The organism is Terriglobales bacterium (assembly GCA_035651995.1).
Classification (GTDB): Bacteria; Acidobacteriota; Terriglobia; order Terriglobales; family Acidobacteriaceae; genus DASRER01.
The window spans coordinates 42,385-62,092 of sequence record DASRER010000006.1 but is presented as its reverse complement, the minus strand read 5'-3'; the positions used below and the strand labels follow the sequence as shown (position 1 = coordinate 62,092).

Sequence of the window (19,708 nt, the reverse complement as noted above, 5' to 3'; positions counted from 1 at the left end):
GAAGGCTCCGGCTTGTGCCGGAGGCTTTTCCTGCTCGCCCGGCGCTCAATGCTGACGTGCCGACGGGCGAGGGCGCCCGTCGCTACAACCTGAGGTTCTGCGGCAGCCGGAGGCCTGTTGGTTGCGCGCGGCATATCGCTTGCTGAGCGGCAAAATCAAGTGAAAAACGGGTCAAGACGCGGCCAGAGTATCTGCTTTGGGAAGGCCCGGTTTTCGTGGTACTTTTTACCCCCAAAGCCTTTCTACTGCCGCCGTTTGCGGGCGTACGCGCCAGGTCCGCAAGCGACCCGGTTTGGCCGGCTGGGGTGAAGCTCCTGCGGCTGCCGCTTTATGGAACCTGAGAACAGCGTTACCCAGATCATTTCCGCGTCGCGGATGAACCCCGGCATGCTGGCGGAGCTGGAGAAATTCCGGCGCAAAGTCACCGTCATGTTCACCGACATCAAGGGCTCGACTTCCTACTTCGAGAAGCATGGCGACATTGCCGGGCTGATGATGGTGAGCGAGTGCAACGAGCTGCTGGAGAAGGCCGTCCAGAAGCAGGGCGGGCGGGTGATCAAGACCATCGGCGACGCGATCATGGCCACGTTCGACTCGGCCAGGGCCGGAGTGCTGGCGTCGGTGGAAATGCAGAAGAGCCTGGCCGGTTTCAACGCGCCCAGGCCGGAGCAGGACTGGGTGACGATCCGCATCGGGATCAACGTGGGTACCGGGATCGTGAAGAAGAACGACGTGTTCGGCGACGTGGTCAACGTGGCCTCGCGGGTGGAGAGCGTGGCGCAGCCGGAGCAGATCGTCATTTCCGACGCCGTGCACCAGGAGATCTCCACCGACCCGCAGTTCAAGTTGAGACACCTGGGCCGCTTCGCCCTGAAAGGCAAGGAAGAACAGCGCGACCTCTTCGAAGTGGTGTGGCAGGAAAAGAAGCTCGTGGCCAACGCGGCCGCGGTGCACACGGTGGTGATGTCCACGCAATCGTCGGGACTGACCGCGCCGTCACAGCTGAAAGTGCAGCAGGTGAAGCAGGACGGCTCGGTGGGCGCCGAGGGCGCGCTGAAGGACGGGCAACTCACAGTAGGCAGCGCGCAGGGCGACCTGAAGTTTCCCGGCGACCCGCGGCTGGCGCCGCTGCATGCGCGTTTCAGGCTGCAGGGCAAGCAGCTGGTGATCGAGGACCTGAGCGGAGATAGCGGCGGTGGCGTGTTCGTGCGGCTGGTAGGCCCGTACACGCTGCTGGACGGCGACCAGGTGATGATGGGCAACCAGGTGTTTCGCTTCCGCGAAAAAGCGGCGGCCATGGCGGCCGCGGCGGCCACCGGGACCGCCATCAGCGAGTTGAGTGCGATCCTGAACGAGCCGGTGGCGGAAATGGTGCGCATTGCGCCGCCCGATCCGGAAGAGATGCGGTTTCCCCTGATCGATGAGACCGTGACCTGGGGGCGCAGCAAGGGCACGTACACGTTTCCCAATGACGGATTCATGAGCGGCGCGCACTGCAAGATCTATCAGCGCGGCGAAAATTTCTTCCTGGAAGACGTGGGCAGCCGCAACGGCACTTTCGTCCGCGTGCGCGGCGCCGGGCCCGTGCCGGTGGGTTCCAGCGTGAAGGTTGGCGGGCAGATCCTGAGGGTGGTGCGGTAGATGGGGGCGAACCTTCTCAGCAAGATCGGGAAGTACGACGTCATTGACGTCCTGGGCAAGGGCGGCATGGGCGTCGTGTACAAGGCGCAAGATCCGCGCATCGGACGCACCGTCGCCATCAAGATGATGACCGGCGCGTTCGCTGAAAATCCCGACCTGCTGCAACGTTTCTACCGCGAAGCGCAGTCCACCGGAATCCTGCAGCATCCCAACATCGTCATCGTGCACGACCTGGGCGACCTGGACGGCAGCCCCTACCTCGTCATGGAGTACCTGGAGGGCGAGGCGCTCGACAAGCTGATCGCCTCCCGGCGCGCGGTATCGCTGGTAGAGAAGCTCGACATCATCATCCAGGCGTGCAACGGGTTGCACTACGCGCACCAGCGCAACATCGTGCATCGCGACATCAAGCCCGCCAACATCATGGTGCTGAAGGAAGGCGGCATCAAGATTGTGGACTTCGGCATCGCGCGCCTGGGCGACAACACGCTCACGCGCACCGGCCAGGTGGTGGGCACCATCAGCTACATGTCGCCGGAGCAGATCAGCGCCAAGCTGGTGGACCGCCGCACCGACATTTTCTCCGCCGGCGTGATGCTTTACGAGCTGCTCACTTATACGCTGCCGTTCGACGCGCCGGACACGGCTTCGACGCTGCTGAAGATCGTCAACGAGGACCCGCCGCCGCTTTCGTCGCGCCTGGAAAATGCCCCGCCGGAGCTGGAAGAAGTCCTGCAAAAGGCGCTGGCGAAGGACCGCGACGAACGCTATCAGACGGCGGAAGACTTTGCCTTCGACCTGGGGCGCGTCCAGGAAAAACTCAAGCGGCAGCTCATCGATGAGCACGTGGCCACGGCGAAGACGCTGGTCGCGAAGTCGGAATTGCCCAAGGCCAAGGAACTGCTGCTGCAGGTGCTGCGGCTGGAAAGCCACCACTCGGTTGCGAAGGACCTGCTCGCCGAAGTCCAGCAGCTGTTGCAGAAGCAGCAGCGCAACGAGCAGGTCCGCCAGCTGCGCTCGCACGCCGAGGAGATGTTCTCGCAGCAGCTGTTCACCGAAGGACTTTCTTCCCTCGATCAGGCGATTGCGCTCGACAAGACCAACGCCGAACTGCTCGACCTGCGCAAGGTCATGGCCGACGCCAAGGCGAAGAGAGAAGCGGCGGCCGAAGCGTTGCGGCGCGCCGAGTCGGCCCAGCAGAGCGGCAAGCTCGACAATGCCCTGGCGCTGATCGAAGAGGCGCTGAAGAAAGACCCGGACAACGCGCAGCTCAAGGCGATGCACTCCTCGCTCTCCGCCGAACTGGCGGAGCAGAACCGCCAGCAGAAGGTCCAGGGACTGCTCGACGAAGCGCGCAAAGGCATTGCGGCGCGCAAGTTCAGCCAGGCGTTCGAGGTCCTGCAGGAAGCGCAGAAACTCGACGCCACGCTGCCGGAAGTGCACGCGCTGCTGAACCTGGCGCAGAGCGGGCGCGAACAGGAGCGCAAGCGCCGCGAACTGCAGCAGTTCACCACCGAGATCGAGGACGCGCTCAACTCCGACAACTTCAAACTGGCGCTGGAAAAAGCCGAGGCCGGCTTGCAGAAGTTCCCTGCCGATCCCGGCCTGCTCAAGCTGAAGGGCATGGCGGAAAAGCAGCGCGAGTCGGCCGAGAAGCGCAAGTTCCTGGAAGAGCAAACCTCCGCGGCGCGCCAGCTGCTCGACAAAGGCGAGGCGCAGAAGGCGCTCGAAATCCTGGAGAAAGCGCTGCAAAAAGTTCCGGGCGAGCCGCGGCTCCAGGTGTTGATGGCGATCGTGCGCGACAGCGCCGAGCGCCAGGAACTGGAGCAGCGCAAGAGCAAGGTCATCGCCGAGGCAAAAGACGCGCTGCGCCGCAAGGACTACCAGAAGGCGGTCAGCATCCTGGAAGCGGCGCACGCGGTGATGGAGGGCGCTGGCGAGATCACCGACATGCTGCAGTTCGCGCGCGATGAAGCGGCACAGGCGGCGCGGCGGCAGAAGGTGGAGAGCGTGGCGCAGGAGTCGCAGAAGCTGATGGGCGAGGGCGAGTACGAGCAGGCCATCGCGCTGCTGCAGGCCACGGTGGGCGAGACCAAGGACGAAGAACTGGGACTGCTGCTCACGCAGGCGCAGCGCGCCGCCGACGACGAGCGCAAGAAGATCGACGCGGCCATCACGCGCAGCAAGCGGCTGGTGGAGGCGCGCAAGTTCGACGAAGCTGTCGGTTTCCTCGAGTCGCAGCCCAAGCGGTTCGCGCGCTCGGCGGAATTCTGCGCGGCACTGGAAGGCGCGCGCGGCGAGCAGGAGCGGCTGCAGAGTATCGTCAGCGCCCTGGAGAAAGCGCGCGCGGCCAGCGGGCGCGGCGACTTCAAGGCGGCGCTGGAAATTGTCGCTACCTGCCGCAAGGCCCACGGCGAGACGCCGGAGATCGCGGCTGCGACGACCGAGGTCGAGAGCAAGCGCGCCGGCATCGCCAAGACCGCCGTGGAGCGCGCCATCCGTGATGCGCGCACGCTGCTGCTGGCGCGGCAGTACGCGGCGGTGATGAAGTCGCTCGACGGTGTGGCCGATATGCTGCCGCATGCTCCGGCGGAGCTGGGAAACCAGGTCCAGTCGCTGCGCAAGGAGGCGGCCAGCGCGCTGGAGCGGCAGAAGAAAGGCGCGCAACTTGACAAAGTCGTGACCGCGGAGAGCGCGGCCTCGGCGGCGCAGCAGACGATGATCGCGGGCTCGTACGAAGAGCCGGCGGCCGAGCCCGTTCCGGCGCCGGCGCGCAGCACGGCGGCGCCGCCCGCGCAGCACACCATGGTGGCCGGAAGCGTCGCGCCGGCGGAAGCGCCTGCTCCAGCGGCTGCGCCGGCCCCGGCGAAAGCGGCCGCCGCCCCGGCGCCCGCGCGGCATGTTCCGCCGCCGGCGCCCGCGCCCGCCGCGTCGAAGAACCTGAAGCTGATTCTGGCAGCGGTCGCAGCCGTGGTGGTGCTGGCGCTCGGGTTCGTCGTGTACCAGAGGCTTTCCGGTCCCCCGCCGGCAACGACGTATATCGAAGTCAACGCGGTGCCGTGGTGCACGGTGAAGTATCTGCAGCCGGCCAAAGGACGCAAGATCGAAGTAAACCAGCAGACACCTGTGCGCGTGGCGGTTCCGCCGGGCGACTACACCATCGTGGTCGCGGGTCCCGATGGCGCCGAGCGCAGCGACCAGGTGAAGGCGAGCAATGAAGTTCCCGGCGCGTACAATGCCGTCTTCGAGCAGATTGATGTTGAAAAGCTACTCAAGAGCTACTAACGCCCTCGCGGTCGCGCTGCTGCTGGCGCTCGGAGCGACGTCTGCCTTCGCCGACAAGAAGGGCGAGCAGTGGAAGCTGGCCGACCAGGCCGGCAAAGAAGGCCGCTTCGAAGAGGCGGCGCAGCTCTACTGCGCGATCGCGGCGGAAGATCCGAAATACAAGAACGGCGACGTCGTCATGATGTGCAACGTCATGACCAAGGAGGCCGCGCGCGTCAAAAAGAAGTACGAAGACAATTTCAGCCAGGCTGTGAGCTTCTTCCAGTCGGGTCAACTGGAAGACGCCGAGCAGAAATTCCGAAACGTCAAAGACGGCCCCCACCTGGACGAAGCGCGATCGTATCTGGCCAAGATCAACGCCGCGCGCACCGAGGCGGGCCAGGTGGCCGCCTTCCAGAAGGCCGTGGCGGCGTACCAGGCGGGCAATTTCGGCGACGCGAAGGTCAGCTTCCTGCTGATCACCGGCGGCAAGGCGGGCGAAGCCAAGGACTATCTCGCCAAGATCAACCAGTACGAGCAGGCGATGGCCGCCGGGAACAAAGCGCTGGAAGCCAAGGACTACCGCGCCGCGACCGAGCGTTTTAACGAGGCGATCGCGATCAGGGCAGATGGCCCGGGCGATCCGCGCGGCAAGCTTTCGCAGACGCAGCAATTGATGGCCGCGGCCGCCGAAGCTGAAAAGAGGCAACAGCAGCAACTGGCAAGCGCGGCCGGCGGAGGCGGCTCGCATCAGGCCGGCGGAGGCGCAATCACGACGTCGGGCGGCGGCGCGGGACTGAGCGGGCAGTCGGGCAGCGCCCTGCAGCCAGCGAAGGTGGTCGGCGCAGTGAAGCTGCCTACCCGTACCCTGGACGTCGCAAAGACTCTGGAGGAGGCGGAAGCGGCCAAGAGCAAAGGTGACATGGCGCTGGCTCGCGGCAAGTATCTCGCCGTACTGGGTGTGGAGCCGGCGAACGTCACGGCGCGCGGCGGCTTGCGCGCGCTGCCCAGGCCGCAGGCGAATGAGAAGCCGAGTGCCGCCGCGACCGCCGACGCCGATACTCTGCTGGCACGCGGCATCGGCGAGTTCTACAGCGGACAGTTCGAAGATTCCGAGGTCCACATCAAGGAATACATCGAGTTCGGCGGCACCAAGACCGGGCTGGGGTTTTTCTACATCGGCGCCAGCAAGATCACGCGCTACTACCTGGGCAGCAAGGAGCGCCGGCTGTTGCTGGAAGCGAAGAATGCGTTCAGCCAGGCGCGGCAGACGGCGAGCTTCCATCCGCCTGACCAGAAGTTCATCTCGCCCGTCATCCTGAAGGAATACGAAAGCGGCGCGGCGGCGAACTAGATCCGGATTCGAAAACCGCAGGGCCCGGCGAACCGGTCGCGCCGGGCCTACGTTCTTTGCCGGGCCGGCAGCGGGCGCGCGAAGCTGCCGCCGTCAGGCAGCGGCGCGCGCGCGGCGCGCTTGGCGCGAGCGGCCCGGGCCAGGCGGCGCAAGTGCAGCCGCAAGCAGCGGCAGCGTCGAGCAAGCTGGGGAGCGGCGCTCATCGCAGCGCCTGCTCAACCACCGCCAGCAGATGTCGCAGCGGCGCGGGCTTCGCGATATAACGATCGAAGCCGGCGCTCAGCGCCTGGGCGGCGCAATCGTCGTAAGGAACGGTGCTGACGGCGATCATCTTCAGTCCAGCAAACTGTGGCTCAGTGCGCAACCGGCGCGCCACAGTCAGCCCGTGCAGCTCCGGCAGGTATAGTTCCATCACGACCAGGTCCGGGTGCAGGTCCATGACGTCGTCATAGGCCTGCTGGCCGGTCGATGCCTCGATGACGGCATAACCGCGTGACTGCAGCAGTTCGCGCAACAGTTCGCGGCTCACAGGATCGCTGTCGGCGACCAGGATTGTTTTATTGCGCGCAGCCTGCATCGTTCGCAGATTGCCGCCGGTGTTCGCTTCCGCCTCGGGTGTCATGACCAATTCTCCTTGCATGATGAGGAGCTGTGCTCCGTCCTGATGTGCAGAGTAGGCGGTGGCGCTGAAACGCAGAATCACGAGAGGGTGGTAGAGCGTCCCACGACGGTAACCGCGGCGGAAGTTCCGAAAGTTTGGCGCGGGCGACGGCCGGTGACTAACGTTTCGGAACGAGCTGGTGGTGGATTGCGAAGAGCGCCAGTTCGAGGCGGGTGGAAACGCCGGTCTTGTCGAAGATGTTGGTGAGGTGACGCTTCACGGTTTCTTCGCTGATGGAGAACTGCTGCGCGATGTCGCGGTTGGTGCCGCCCTCGAGCACCGCGCCCACGATCTCCAGCTCGCGCGCGGTCAGCCGGAAGCGGCGGCGCGGGGCGGGGCGTTCGGGCTCGGGGCCGGCCGTGCGCAGGATGTCGGCCAGGCTGCCGGCCACCTGTCCGCCGAGCCAGTAGCGGTCATGGAGCACGGCATCGATGGCGTCGAGCACCTCGCGCGCCGCCGATACTTTTGCGACGATGCCGCGCGCGCCCATCTGCAAAACCTGGTGGACCTGGTCCCGCCCGGTATAAGCGGAGACGACGACCACGCGCAGCGACCTGTGCGCCGAAGTCAGGCGGCGCAGCACGTCAATGCCGGCCGACAGATCCGGCATGGCGAGGTCGAGCAGCAGCACGTCGGGCTTGAGCCTGCGGACCAGGTCAAGCGTTTGGCGGGCATCGGCCGCTTCGCCGGCCAGCACGTATCCGGGACGCGACTTCAGCAGGTTGGCCAGGCCGATCCGCACCACCGGATGATCGTCGGCCAGCAGAATGCGGACCGGCGCAGGACGCCGTTCGGCCAGCGCGCCCATGGACGTGGCCGCGGCGCTCACGGCTCGGTCCTCGCCTGCGCCAGCCAGTCGCGCGCCTCCGCCTCGGCGTGGGAAAAAGCGTTCGCAATGGCGGTGGCCAGCAGCCTCAGGTCCCCGTGCGATGCGCAGCCACTCTGCTTCTCCAGCTCACCGCAGCGTCCCGCCATCTCGTTCGCGCCCACGCAGGCAGCGCTGCCGTGCAGATAGTGCGCGATCCGGCACACCGTATCACGGTGCTCCAGGTCAGCCGCGCGCAGAAGCTCGGCCACACGGCCGGGCGTGTCGGAAAGGAACAGACTCAGCAGGCGCACGGTGAGGTCGGCGTTTCCAGGCGCGCTCAGTGAGCGCAAAACACCCGCGTCGAGGGCGACCGTCGGCGCGCCGTCCGTGGCCTGTTCGCCGGGCGCGCCCCCCAGAACTTTCGCGTTGTGCATGGATAAAGCATCTACACGGGCGTGTCTGGACGCCAGCGTAATGCCACAAAAGGACACTCACTGGAGCCGGTGAAATTCCCAAATCAGGACTGGGCGAATCGGTGGCGGCCAGGCCGAGGGCAGCTTGGCTCCAGCAGGCAAGAAAAAAGCCCCGGAGAATTTCTCCGGGGCTACCTGGAGGATGCAGGGGTTACCAGGTTCAAGACTAGAAGATCAGCTTCACGCCCATGCGGATAATGCGGCTGCCGACCGCATTGCCCTGGGCGGTAAGGCCGAGGTTCTGCAGGTTGTAGTTGATGAACTGACCGGCAGCGGTGGTGTTCACGTTGATTCGCGTGGAAGGCGTGACCACGTTTCGAGTATTCGTGAGATTGAATATCTCAGCGCGGTACTCGAACTTCCAGCGCTCGGTCAGCTTGAACTGCTTGATGATGTTGGCATCCACCACCATCTGTCCCGGCGTGTAGTTGGCGTTGCGGCCTTCCACAATACCCTTGACGGGCTGGCTGCCGCCGTTGGCTAGGACGAAGTGCACGTCGTTGGTCGTGACGCAGGCCAGCGTGTCAATGTTCTGGAACCCGGTGGAGCAGGTCGCAATCGCGACACTCCTCGCACGCGTGTTGACCGGAGCATTGGGGTTGCCGATGTCCGGACGATCACCGATGGTCGAGCCGTCGAAATCGCGGTCAGCGCCCGCACCCTGGAGCACCGTGAACGGAATGCCGCTCTGGACGGTGATGATGGGCGAGAAGTTCCAGCCACCCAGCACCTGACCGAGGACGCCATTCTTGGGGCCGCGCACGTTCCACTGCAACGCGGTGACCCAGGCGTGGCGACGGTCGTTGTCCGACGGGCCGTAGTCGAACTCCTTCAGCGGATGAAGCGCCGGCGAGAGCGAGGGGTTCTGCGCCGACGAGTTGGTGGCGAAGATCTCCGATGCCGTGTCCATATTGCGCGACCAGGTGTAGTTGGAGGTGAAGCCCATCTCACCCAGTGGCGTCCAACGCAGCGGCCGCTTCACGCCCAACTGCATGGAGTGGTAGTTGCTGGTTGCGCCCGAGTCGCGGACTTGGATAATGCCCCGATTCGGGAACAAGCGCGCGCCCGGCGCGGTGTTGGTCGCGTTGGGGAGCTGCGGGTTGAGCGGGTTGGTGTAGAACAGCTGCCGCGCCAGCAGGCCGACGTACGACAGGTCCACCACCATGTTGCCGAACGTCTCTCGCTGAACTCCGAACGAGAGGCGGTTGGCGTAGGGGTTGCGGATGTTCTGGTTGAAAACCGACGTCACGGTGGAGAGCGGCGTGATGGCTACAGGCTGCAACGTGGGGATGATGTTGCGGATGTTCCCCAAACCGCGTGGAGTGGCTGCCGACGGCGCTGCCGGAATGTTCAGGTTGGTCAAGGCATTCGGCGAACCGGCCGCCATGTTCGACAACATGTTGTTGAAGAACGTGTCGTAGCTCACCGCGTATCCGCCGCGGATCACCGTCCGGCCGCTGCCCGTCAGCTTGCCCAGGAACCCATTCGACCACTGCGGGTTGTAGGCGAAGCCAAGGTTCGGGCCGAAGTTGTTGTTGTCCTGGTTCACGCGCTTGCCGTCGTTCACGCAGGCGTCGCAGAACCCGGTGAACGCCGGGAACTTGAAGATGTTCGCCGGCTGGCCGAAGTTGTCGTAGCGCAACCCGGCCGAAATCGTCAGGTTGGGCGTGAACTTCCAGCTGTCCTGGAAGAACAGGCCGTAAGTAAACAGATTCGGACGATACAGGCCGCTGCCGAACGAGATCGCCGCCACGTTCGAGGCCGACGTCACGAAATCGTCGACGAAGTTAGCCAGGCCGGTAATGGAGCCGCCAGTGAACACCTGCTGAGCGGCGTTGGGAGTGAAGTTGGCGTAGGCAATCTGACCGCGACCGTTGAACGGAGCGACCTGCCGCGCCAGCTGGCGAAGCACTTCGCCGCCGAAGCGGAAGGTGTGCTTACCCGCCACCTTCGACATCGTGTCCTGGTACTGGAAGCTGTTGGCCACGCGCCCCTGCGGGAAGGTGGATGGAACACCCAGGTTGTTGCCCGAGGCGAACAGGCCGGAGATAGTGATTTCCGGCAGCGTGGCGCCGATGCCGTTGGAATCCGCCAGCGGGAACTGGAAGTTGAACCGCTCAAAGCTGAAGCGGAACTCGTTCGTCCAGGTGTTGTTGATGATGTAGGTGTCGTTGAACGTCGCGCTCAGCGTGCGGCCCTGGAAGTTGCTGTCGAAGCCAGGGACAAGGCCGATGAACGAGGCGGTTGCGGTGGTGTCGTCATACAGCCAGCGGAAGCTCAGGGTCTGCTTCTGCGAGGCCACGTGGTCGATGCGCACGGAGTGATTGTTGTCGAGCACGAGCGACGGTGCGAATCGGCTAAACGTGCCGACTTGTACCGACTGGCCGGCGCGCGCGCCACCACCGCACGAGGTGTTCGCGATCTGGTTTGGAATGGCAATGCTGATCGGAGCACCCAGCGCCGTGGGCGCAACTTCGCCATTCAGCGTGGTGAGCAGCAGGGCCACGTTGGGGCATGTCGCGGCCAGCGGCTGCAGGGTTGCGATGCCCGCCGCCGTGGGAAGTGTAAAGTCCTGCTGCACGCCGCCGGAGGAGAAGCGGTCCCACTGCCCGGCGCCGAAGAAGAACGTCTTGTTCTTCCCGTTGTAAAGGTGGGGAATGATCACCGGCCCGCCGATGGTGAAGGCGGGGATGTTTTCCTTGTAGGCCGGCTTCAGCACGCCCGTCTGACCGGCGTTGAAGAAGGCGTTGAGCTGCGTCTGCGTGGCCGAGTTCAGCACTTCGCTCTGATAGACCTCCGCCACGGTGCCGTGCAGGCTGTTGGTGCCGCCCTTGGTGATCTGGTTCACCACTGCGCCGCCCGCCCGCCCGAATTCGGCGGTGAAGTTCGACGTCTGGACCGCCACTTCCTGGATCGCGTCGTTGTTGGTGATGGTGAAAGCCGGGCCGGCCACGGAGATGTCCTGGTTCAGCGCGCCGTCGATCAGGAACAGATTGGAGCGGGCGCGCGCGCCGTTCACCGAGCCGATGCCGCTGTCGAGCGAGCCCCCCTGGCGCGAGCGGACCACGCCGGGAAGCACCAGCACCAGGTTCAGCGAGTTCTGCGCGATGATCGGCAGGTTGAGAAGGTCGTGCGGCTGGATCGCGCCCCCGCGGACGGTCTCTTCGGTCTGGAGCTGCGCGGCGGCGGACTCTACCGTCACCGTTTCGCTCGCCTGTCCGACGCGCAGCTGGAAGTCGTAGCTGGAAGTGCGCTCGGCGTTGATGGTGGTGCTCGCCTTCACCTCGGCGAAGCCGGCGGCCTTCACCGCGACGGTGTAGGCGCCAAGATCAACCGCGTCGAAGCGGTACACGCCGGCGCTGTTGGTTTCGGTGGTGCGCGCGACGGTGGTCGCGGTATTGGTCAGCGTGACCGTGGCGTTCGCGACCACGGCGCCGCTGGGATCAGTCACGGTCCCTGTCAGGGTGCCGCGGCTGGTTTGCGCCAACGCCGGAATGGCCAGCAACATGGCCAGGGCCGCGATCAGCACAATTGAAACAGTGTTGCGGAAGTTGCGCTCCATCTCTCCTCCAAAAATTTGGTGCTGAGGGAACATCGCTGCTTTTTGCAGCCGCACTTCCAAAGCTGCTGCCGTAAGTTGCTCAATCTACAGGCCGCACTTGTGTGCCAGAGGCGCGCGAAACAGGCGTGAATTCCGCATTTCAGAGCGAGCCAGGAAGCGGGGGGACCAGTGTCCGGGACAATGAGTTTCCTCGATGTGACGAAGGGATGAGTGTGGTGATGAACGGCCAATCCGCGTTATGAATGGTGAGTTATGTAAATGTGGAAGGAAGATATGGGATTTGGCAGCGATGAGCGGCGCATTCAATGCGTCAAATGGGCCAGATTGCCGAGCGGAATTGAAACTCAAAAGCAAACACGACGGACGGCATCCGCCGGTGGACGAAGGCCTATCAAATTCGGCGGTTCCGCAATCGTTCTCGGCTGAGTGCTGAGCGCCGGCTGCTTGCCGAAAGAAAAAAGGCCCCGGAGAAAATCTCCGGGGCCACCTGGAGGATGCAGGGGTTTACCAGGTGAACTTAAGCGCCATCCTCATCGTGCGGCCGCTGGCGGCCAGCTGCGTGAAGTCGTAGAAAGAAGACGACGACGCAACCGTGACCGCGGGAACGCCCGTGAAGTTGATGGTGTTGAGGGCGTTAAACATCTCGAGGCGATACTGCAGATCCATGCCTTCGCGAATCTTGAAGTGCTTGATCACGTTCGCATCGACGATGTCGAAGCCGTTGCTGCGCTGGCTGTTGCGGCGGATGGTCGCGGCCGTGGGGTTCCCGGTTCCCACGATCCAGTGAACATCGTTCGCCGTGACGCAGGCGCTGGTGTCAATGTTGCGCAGGCCGCTGGCGCACACGCTGGTGGCCACCGAGGTGGCGCGGGTGTTGAGCGGCGCGTTCGGGTTGCCGACATCCGGACGGTCCGGACCGGCCTGGCCGTCAGAGTTGCGGTCCGTACCGTTCAGCATGGTGAACGGAGCCGCCGTCTGCCACCGCGGAATACCCGAGAGCGACCAGCCACCCAGGATATAGCTGAGCACTCCCGTCTTCGGTCCACGCACATCCCACACGAAGTTCATGACCAGGCGCTGCCGGCGATCGAGATCGGAGTCAGCGTAGTCAACGCGTGAGAACTGCGGCCCGAGCACCTGCGCGATCGACTGGAACGAGCTGTTGGTGTTCGCGGTAGCGAACGCCTCAGAGCCCGCGTCGAAGGTGTGCGACCAGGTGTAGGAGCCTTCCACCGCCATGGTGCCCACCGGCGTGGCGCTGAAGCGCCGCTTCACGTTGACCTGCAGCGCGTCGTAACGCGAGTTGACGCAGGCGCACCGGATGGAGCGGACACCCTGGCTGGCGTGCGACAGACCATTGACCGTGCCCGGAGACTGCAGTTCCGGATGCAGGCGGTCGCCGGTCGCGGCGTTCACGATGGGGTTCATGTCGAGCGTGCGGAAGAGCTTGCGCCCTGCCGTGCCCACGTACGACACGTCGAAGATCATGCCGAGCGGGGCCTCGCGCTGGACGCCCAGCGAATAGTGATACGTGTACGGGTTGCGAATGTTGGGATCGAACAAGCTGCTCTGCGCCGACTCCTTGGTCGGAGGCGTCGCCGTAATGCCGGCGAACTGATCGGAGAAGTTCCCCGAACCGCGAGGATTCGCCGCGTTCTGGATGGACGCAATGGAGCCGCCCAGGGTGTTCGGCGAAGAGCCGGCGATGTTCGACAGCAGGTTGTTGAACCAAGTGTCGTAGGTCACCTGGTAGCCGCCGCGGACAACCGTCTTGCCGTCTCCGAACAGGGCGTGCTGCCAGCCGGAGCTGCCACGCGGATTCCACGCGAAGCCGACGGTCGGACCGAAGTTGTTGTTGTCCGCATTCACTTTGTGCGGCGCGGCGAAGTTCACCGGGTCGTAGTTGGTGAAGGCGGCCACGGTGAAGAAGTTCACCGGAGTGCCGAAGTTCTCATAACGCAGGCCAAGGTTCAGCGTCAGGTCCGAGCGGACTTTCCACGCATCCTGGAAGAAGTAGGACTGGCGGAAGAGGTTCGGACGATAGCGGGCCACACCGAACTGCTTGTTGAGGCTGCCGCCGTTGCCGCCGAAGTTGTCGATGAAGTTGGCCAGCGCGGTTGCCGCTCCAACGCCGGTGCTCGCCGCATAGCTGAACGAGCCACGGAAGTTGAACGGCGGGTCCTGGGCCGCGATCTGCCGCAGGAAGTCGCCGCCAAACCGGAAGGTGTGCGTGCCCTCCACCTTGGTCATGGTGTCCTGGTACTGCCAGTTGTTGGCAATACGTCCCTGCGGGATGTTGGTCATCAGACCGAAGCCGGTCACACCGGTGATGGTGTAGCGCGGCAGGTCATTGTGGAACGCGTCCGGCGCGGCACTGGGGAAGCCGAAGTTGATGCGGCCATAGTTGAACCGGAATTCGTTGGTCCAGCTGGGGCTGAGCACATAGGTATCGGCCCAGGTGCCGGAGAGTGTGCGGCCCTTAAAGGCGTTGTCGAAGCCGGGCAGGCTGGCGAGCCCGTTCGGCGTCTGAATGCTGTCGTCATACAGCCAGCGGAACGTCATGTTCTGCTTCGCCGAAACGACGTGGTCGATGCGGATGATGTGGTTGTTGTCGAGGAACGGTTCGGCTTCGATGCGCGAGAACAGGCCGGTGGTGATGCTCTGGCCCGTGCGGAGCGTGCCATTGCACGTGGTCGTGCCGGCCGGAGCAGCAATGCTGATCGTGGTCGGAGAAAGCGTATCGCCACCGCGGATGGGGCCGAGGGCCTGGAGATAGGTGGCCACGTTCGGGCACGACGACGCCAGCGCCTGCAGCGTCGCGAAACCCGACGCCGTGGGAACGCGAATGTTGAGCTGGCCGCCCTGATACTGGCGGTCCCACTGTCCGGCGGCGAACCAGAACGTCTTGTTCTTGCCGTTGTAAAGGCCCGGAATGATCACCGGTCCGCCGGCGGTGAAGTCGGGGATGTTCTCCACGTACTTGGCCGGGTGCTTCAGGCCACCCAGGCGATCGTCGTTGCTGGTGGCGTTGAAGGCGTTGCTCAGGTAGTAGTGCTCCACGTTGCCGTGGAACGAGTTCGTCCCGGACTTGGTCACCTGATTGATGACCGCGCCGCCGGCGCGTCCGAACTCAGCGGTGAAGTTGGTGGTCTGAACCGAAACTTCCTGCACCGCGTTGTAGTTGGTGATGGTGTTGGCCGGCCCGGCGACGGAGATGTCGTTGTTCTCCACGCCGTCAATCATGAAGTTGTTGCCGCGCGGCCGCTGCCCGTTCACCACGAAGTTGAACGTGCCGTTGCTGAAGCTGGTCGTCGGAGTGGTGACGCCGGGAATCAGCGTGAGCACCGCCAGCGAGTCCAGGCCGGCGAGGGGAATGTTCTGGATGGTCCGCGGTGTGTAGTTGCCGCCGCGCACCTGCTCGGTGGTCTGCAGCACTTCCTGCCGCGTCGCTTCCACGGTGACGGTCTCGGTGCTGGCGCCCACTTTCAGGGCGATGTCCAGCGCGGTGACCACGACGGCGGGCACGTTCACGCCCACCGCTTTCGATTCGGCAAAGCCCTTGGCCTTGACCGAAACGTCATACACGCCCAGGTCAACCGCGTCGAAGCGGTAGATGCCGGCGCTGTTGCTGGTGGTGCTGCGGCTGGTTCCATTTGCCGCGTTGCTGATGGTGACGGCTGCGTTCGCTACCACGGCGCCAGTCGGATCTGTGACTGTGCCGGTGAGCGTACCGCGGCTGGTCTGGGCCAATCCTGGAATCGCCAGCGCCAGGGCCAGCGCCAGAACAACCCATGTCCTGCTCGTAAGACGGAAGTCGCGCTCCATCTCTCCTCCAAAACTGTGTTTTACTTGGGGGAACACGTACGAACTTCAACTTAGCAGCTTGGGTTCCAAAGTACCTGCCCGCAAGTCGTTCATCCCACAATGGCGGTTGTTGACACCTTGGATAACCTTCTCGTCCCTTTTCCTATATTTGAAATGTATCTATGAAAATCTGCATTTTTCCCGCTAGCACATTGGTGTTCAAAGAGTAATCGCCTGTTCGACAGGGTCTGAATCTCCCCTGACGGAAGTGGCAGGACGCGGGCGATTCGGGCTGGCATGCGGTTGGACTCCGGTTACTGGACTCGGCCGGGTTTGCGGCCCGGGTTTGGAGTTCCGGCTTATGCTTGGAGCAATGCGGAGCTCTGCCCAATTGCAAATCGGCGCGGCGCGCCAGGTCCTGCAGGCGCGGCGCGCCGAGTTTCGCGCCGGCCTGGCCGCCGATACAGCGCAACTCTGGTCGCGATCGCCGGGGCGCATTGCGGCGGTGCTCTCCGGCGGCGGCGCGCGCGGCGCCTACGAAGCGGGCGTGCTGCTCGCGTTCCAGGACGCTGCCCTGCCAACCCACATCCTCACGTCAACGTCGGTGGGCAGCATCAATGCGGGCTCGTACGCGGCGCAATCGAGCACCCTGGTGGGCAACGCGGAACCCGCGGTGGACGCCTGGTTCAAGGTGACCTCCACGGCGGTGGGCATCGACTGGGGCCGCTATCTGGTCATGCTGGCGGGGCTGATCGCGGCCACCGCCGGCTTTGGAAACCTGGCGCGAGCCTGGCTGTATCAGAAGAACGTTTACGTCCACCTGGAGCACCCCCGCCTGGCGTGGCTCTCCCTGGGACTGGCCGGGCTGGTGGTGATGTGGTTCTACGACAGCTTTCCCTACCTGCTGATCCTGCTGCGCCGGCAGTTGCGGCACGAGCACTGGAAGCCGCGCACGGAAAAGATTCTCGCTTCCATCGCCGGCAACGCGGTGGTGCTCGCCGTGGTGTGGAGCATCTTCGTGGCGATGCACCTGCACCTGGGGCGCAGCGGCATCGTGCGTCTTCCGATTGACGAGCGCCTGCTTCTGCTCGGGTCGTTGGCGCTGCTGGGCGCGCTGGGATGGCTGCTGCGGCGTCCCATCAGCCTGCTCGGGCACAAGTTTCTGCGCCTGCCGCTGCGCAGCGGACTGTTCGCCAACTTCGACCGGTCGAACTATCTGCGCGATTGCATTCCGGCGGCCGGGTTGCGCGCTTCCCCCATTCGCGTAGTCGTGACCAGCAGCGACATACGCAACGGCGAAGTGCAGTTCTTCACCAACGCCAATGCCGGCGAGCTGGCGCGCGATCCGGGCGTCGACGTGGACTTCGTGCGCAACGAGGTACGCACGGCCGAAGACCTGTTCCGCGCGGTCATCGCCTCGTCGGCATTTCCGCTGGTTTACGAACTGGTCCAGATGGAAAAGCATGACTGGACCGACGGCGGCATTGTGGCCAACCAGCCGATCCGCCCCGCCATCCGCCTGGGCGCCGAGGTGCTGTTCCTCATCATGGTGGAGCCGCGGCACGCGCCCGCGCAGACGGGGCGCATGAGTTTTCTCGACGTGGGCCTGCGCGCCCTGGAAGTGCTGGTGGCGCAGAACGTGAAGGCCGACCTGCGCTTCCTGGAAAACATCAACGGACTCTGTGAGGCCTCGGCGGCGCCGATGAACTTGCGCCCCGAACAGGTAACCATCGAGCTGGGCGCGCGGCGCTATCGCTATCTGAAGGCGTTCACGGTATGTCCCGAGACGCCGCTGGCGCCCACCGTGCTCGACTTCGACGGCCGCATCACCGCGCCCGCCATCCTGCAGGGGTACGCCGACGGCTGCCGCGCCGTGCTGGAATTCCGCCAATACCTGCTCGACCTGCCGCACGATCTTCCCAGGGTCACTCTGCGGCTCGCAGCCGAGCGGGCAGCGGGGGCCACGGTCAGCACCTAGCTGCTCCCAAGCTGGACAATTCCGCAGGGTTCAGGGTCTGAATGCCGACTGTTAAGTGCTGATTGCTGGTTTTTCCACAGCGGGTATTCACTTAGTAATTCCACGCACAGTCAGCCGGGCAGATACTGGCCGCAGCTCTGGTCGAACCCCGCAGTCCTGATGAAAATCACGCGGCGCACGGCTTCGGCGGCCGCCGGGACGATCGCGGTCCTGGCATGGTTCGGACTCGCAGGCGTATCAGAGGTGCTCGGGCAGGCCCGCAAAGACACAGCCGAGCGCGAAGTCCAGTACGTCAACACGCGCGGTTACAACGCCGCGCACCCGAAAAAAGTTGTCATCAATCAGCTCGGGTACAAGACGCCCGAGGGCCTGGAAGTGCGTTTTCAAATGGCGCCCGTTCCGCCGGAAGCGCCCTCGCACATGCCCGCGGGCCTGATTTTCCTGCTCTGCTCGGCCGCGATCCTCACCGGCCTCGTCCTGCTCGAGTGGCGCTTCCAGGTGCCGGTATTGACGTCATTGAAAATTTCCCTGCTGCGTCCCGTGCTCAGGCGCCCCGTGGTGGCGCAACCGGTGTTGGGAGAGCTGACCCCGAAGCCCCAGCCCGCCGCGCAGCCGCGTCCCGTGCCGACGCCGAAAGCGGCGCAACCGCCGCTGCCGGCTCCTCAGTCGCAAGCTGCGCGGCAACCCAAGCCAGTGCATCAGCCGCAACCAACGCGTCCGCCACAAGTACAAGTAACGATCGGTGCGCCGCCGGTGGAGCGGACCGCAACGCCGCCGTCGCTGAGCGCAACCGTCGCGTTCGGCATGTGGACGTCAAACACGTTGACCGGCGCGATCGCCGAGCGCGAGCGCGCAGCCAGCGCTCCGGCGCCGGCCGCGGCGTCCCCAGCGCCGGCTGTCGAAGCGCCCGCGGCTCGCGAAACAGAAGAAGTGAAGCCGCCCGTAGCGAAAGCGCCAGTAGCCGAAGCCGCCTCTCCGGATCCGGGCCCGCTCGCCGGCTCGCACCTGATGATCGTAGGTTCGCACAGCGCCGTGATCGAAGTAGAGAAACGCATCCTGGAGAAGGCGGGCGCGTGGGTGCTGGCGCTGCCCTCCTGGTCCGACGCGGTGGACCGGCTGCAAACCGGCACGCCCGACCTGCTGCTGATTAACGACATTACCGCCGACGGCTGGGCCGCGCCGCACATCCACGGCTGCCTGGCGCGTCACCATCCCGGCCTGGAGCGCCGCATCGCGCTCACCCTGGCGGCGTGCGACGACGAGGTCGAAGAATTCATTCGCACCAGCGGCGTGCCCTGCATGTTCCATCCGTTCCTGCCGCGCGAGCTGGTGCGGTTCGTGGCCGAAGCGCTGACCGAGGGCGTGCTGCGGAGCCCCGCGTTGCAGACGGACGTCGCCGCGTCGGCGTAGCAAGGTCTGCGCATCCGGCTTGTCCGCTCAAGAGGCGGCCCGAGTCTACGGGCAGTCCTCGCGCTGTGGATCGTGCGCCGGCACCGGACGCAGCACGCTGAAGTGGCGGCCCGGCCGATAGTGCGCCCGCCAGGCAAAGTTCACTACCAGGTCGTCCCCTTGTCCGCGGCGCAGGCGGAAGACGCCGCGCAGCGAACCCTCCGCGAGAAAGCGCTCCCACATCAGGCTCAGGTGCGGCGCCAGCTCCGGCGGAGTGATCGTATCCAGCCGCGTCCCGGCAAGCTCGTCGCGTTCGCGGCGCAGCAGCCGGCAGGCGGCGGGATTCACTTCGACGATCATGCGCCGGTCATCGGTGATGAGGATGGCATCGAGCGCCTGTTCGAACATCAGCCGGAAGTCGCCGGCGTCGGCCGCGACCGCGCGGTGGCGAAGCACGGTCCAGTCCTTTTGCCACTGGTCCAGCTCGTCGGTGTAGGCGGTGACCAGCCCGCGCCGCTTGCCGGCAACGCGGCGTACCGGCAGGCGCTGCAGCTCCTCAAAGCGCTGCACCGTGCGAATGCTCTTTTGTAAGTAAGCGGAGATTTCCTTCCAGCCGGTCAGAACCTTGCGGTCGGGATCGAAAGAGGCAGCGCGCATCACACCAAAATCCGATCTGGCGTATGTTGTCAGTCCCACGGCAAACCTGCCTGCCAAAATGGAATTTTCCACGGATGCGTGGACGCGTATTTTACTCAAAATAGGCCTCTGTACACG

The 19,708-nt window shown here is 64.7% G+C and carries 11 protein-coding genes; 5 read left to right on the top strand and 6 right to left on the bottom strand.

Annotated elements, in window-relative coordinates; genetic code table 11:
• Window positions 1-330 precede the first annotated feature (330 nt).
• Genes VFA60_03225 through VFA60_03215 form a run of 3 tightly spaced genes read left to right on the top strand, consistent with a single transcriptional unit; the run spans window position 331 to window position 6,259 of the window.
• Window positions 331-1,641, top strand: coding sequence for an adenylate/guanylate cyclase domain-containing protein (locus tag VFA60_03225; GenBank protein ID HZQ90785.1), 1,311 nt, complete (start codon window positions 331-333; stop codon window positions 1,639-1,641).
• Window positions 1,642-4,926 carry a protein kinase gene (locus VFA60_03220; protein ID HZQ90784.1) on the top strand — a complete coding sequence of 1,095 codons (3,285 nt, stop codon included), beginning with the start codon at window positions 1,642-1,644 and terminating at the stop codon, window positions 4,924-4,926.
• Window positions 4,898-6,259 carry a hypothetical protein gene (locus VFA60_03215; protein ID HZQ90783.1) on the top strand — a complete coding sequence of 454 codons (1,362 nt, stop codon included), beginning with the start codon at window positions 4,898-4,900 and terminating at the stop codon, window positions 6,257-6,259. The genes VFA60_03220 and VFA60_03215 overlap by 29 nt, the downstream gene beginning before the upstream one ends.
• A 199-nt stretch (window positions 6,260-6,458) precedes the next feature.
• On the opposite strand, the gene VFA60_03210 is transcribed toward VFA60_03215, so the two are convergent.
• The 5 genes from VFA60_03210 to VFA60_03190 all read right to left on the bottom strand — a co-directional run bounded on the left by VFA60_03210 (window position 6,459) and on the right by VFA60_03190 (window position 15,588).
• Window positions 6,459-6,962 (bottom strand): response regulator, encoded by a 504-nt coding sequence (locus VFA60_03210; protein HZQ90782.1) that lies wholly within the window; start codon window positions 6,960-6,962, stop codon window positions 6,459-6,461.
• A gap of 76 nt (window positions 6,963-7,038) precedes the next feature.
• The gene (locus VFA60_03205) at window positions 7,039-7,749 is read right to left on the bottom strand and encodes a response regulator transcription factor (GenBank protein ID HZQ90781.1); all 711 of its coding nucleotides are present in this window, start codon (window positions 7,747-7,749) and stop codon (window positions 7,039-7,041) included.
• Window positions 7,746-8,162, bottom strand: coding sequence for an Hpt domain-containing protein (locus VFA60_03200; protein HZQ90780.1), 417 nt, complete (start codon window positions 8,160-8,162; stop codon window positions 7,746-7,748). The genes VFA60_03205 and VFA60_03200 overlap by 4 nt, the downstream gene beginning before the upstream one ends.
• Before the next feature lie 205 nt (window positions 8,163-8,367).
• Entirely contained in the window at window positions 8,368-11,763 is a 3,396-nt protein-coding gene (locus VFA60_03195) for a carboxypeptidase regulatory-like domain-containing protein (protein HZQ90779.1), read from the bottom strand.
• Between the two features lie 504 nt (window positions 11,764-12,267).
• Window positions 12,268-15,588, bottom strand: a complete 3,321-nt coding sequence (locus VFA60_03190; GenBank protein HZQ90778.1) for a TonB-dependent receptor — start codon at window positions 15,586-15,588, stop codon at window positions 12,268-12,270.
• A gap of 352 nt (window positions 15,589-15,940) precedes the next feature.
• Here VFA60_03190 and VFA60_03185 point away from each other — a divergent pair, with 352 nt between their 5' ends.
• Window positions 15,941-17,545, top strand: a complete 1,605-nt coding sequence (locus VFA60_03185; protein HZQ90777.1) for a patatin-like phospholipase family protein — start codon at window positions 15,941-15,943, stop codon at window positions 17,543-17,545.
• Between the two features lie 159 nt (window positions 17,546-17,704).
• Window positions 17,705-18,955, top strand: coding sequence for a hypothetical protein (locus VFA60_03180; GenBank protein ID HZQ90776.1), 1,251 nt, complete (start codon window positions 17,705-17,707; stop codon window positions 18,953-18,955).
• A 45-nt stretch (window positions 18,956-19,000) separates the two neighbouring features.
• Here VFA60_03180 and VFA60_03175 read toward each other — a convergent pair whose 3' ends face one another.
• A complete protein-coding gene (locus tag VFA60_03175) occupies window positions 19,001-19,591 on the bottom strand; it encodes a PAS domain-containing protein (protein HZQ90775.1) in 591 nt (196 codons plus the stop codon).
• Window positions 19,592-19,708 lie beyond the last annotated feature (117 nt).